This is a genomic window from Pseudonocardia terrae, from assembly GCF_021343995.1.
Classification (GTDB): domain Bacteria; phylum Actinomycetota; class Actinomycetes; order Mycobacteriales; family Pseudonocardiaceae; genus Pseudonocardia; species Pseudonocardia terrae.
In genome coordinates, this window is record NZ_JAJTTE010000146.1 from 1 (window position 1) to 1312 (window position 1312).

The 1312-nt window shown below is 74.5% G+C and carries 1 protein-coding gene; it reads left to right on the top strand.

The window, feature by feature from the left end; translation table 11 throughout:
- Positions 1–172: 172 nt before the first annotated feature.
- Positions 173–1273, top strand: a complete 1101-nt coding sequence (locus LWC33_RS34625) for a dipeptidase (RefSeq protein ID WP_233308931.1) — start codon at positions 173–175, stop codon at positions 1271–1273.
- Positions 1274–1312 lie beyond the last annotated feature (39 nt).

The window sequence follows — 1312 nt, forward strand, 5'->3', positions numbered from 1 at the left end:
GCGCGCACCAGTACCTCGACGCCGTGGGCGTTGGCGAGGCCGACGACGCGTTCGGCGACCTCGGTGACGTCGTTGCGCGGGTGCAGGACCAGGGCCACGCGGGCCACGCGGGGGGAGCCGTCCACGTGGCCCAGTCTGCCGGTCCACGATCACTGGTGCACACTGCTCGGCTGTGCACGCCACCGATCTGCTCGCCGGCACCCCGTTGATCGACGGTCACAACGATCTGCCGTGGGCCCTGCGCACGCTCGGCGGGCCCGAGCCCGACCTGGCCCGGGGGGAGCCGCGGCTGCACACGGACCTGCCGCGGCTGCGCGCCGGGCAGGTGGGCGGGCAGTTCTGGTCGGTCTATGTGCCCTGCTCGTTCGCCGGCGACGCCGCGGTGCGGGCCGTGGTCGAGCAGGTCGAGCGGGTGCACCGGCTCGCCGAGACGTACCCGGCCGACCTGCGCGTGGTCACCACCGCCGACGAGGTCGAGGCCGCCTTCGCCGACGGCTGGATCGCCTCGCTGCTCGGCGCCGAGGGCGGGCACAGCATCGGCGGGTCGTTGCAGGTCCTGCGGGCGCTGCGGCGCTCCGGGGTGCGCTACATGACGTTGACGCACAACCTGAACACGGAGTGGGCGGACTCCGCGACCGACGAGCCGGTGCACGGCGGGCTCTCGGAGTTCGGGCGCACGGTGGTCGCCGAGATGAACCGGATCGGGATGATCGTGGACCTCTCGCACGTGGCCGCCACCACCATGCGCGCGGCCCTCGAGACCAGCACCGCGCCGGTGTTGTTCACGCACTCGTCGGCCCGCGCGGTCACCGACCATCCCCGCAACGTGCCCGACGACGTGCTGGAGTCGTTGCGGGACAACGGCGGTGTCTGCATGGTGACCTTCGTCGCGCGGTTCGTCTCGCGGGCGCTCGCGGACTGGGCCGCCCGGCTCGCCGAGGCGATGGCGGCGGCCGGGCAGGATCACCGGGACCCGCGGGCGCGGGAGGCCTTCGCCGCGGCCTGGGACGGGCCCGCGCCGCCCGGGGCGACCCTCGAGGACGTGGTGGCCCACCTCGAGCACGTCCGCGAGGTCGCCGGGATCGAGCACATCGGGATCGGCGGCGACTACGACGGGGTGGCCGAGTTGCCCGCCGGTCTGGAAGACGTCAGCGGCTACCCGCGGCTCTTCGACGCCCTGCTGGCCCGGGGCTGGAGCGCCGCGGACTGCGGGAAGCTCGCCGGCCGTAACGCGTTGCGGGTGCTGCGGGCCGTCGACGAGGTCGCGGCCTGACCGATCCCGCATCCGATCCCGCATCGGTCCCGCCCCGCA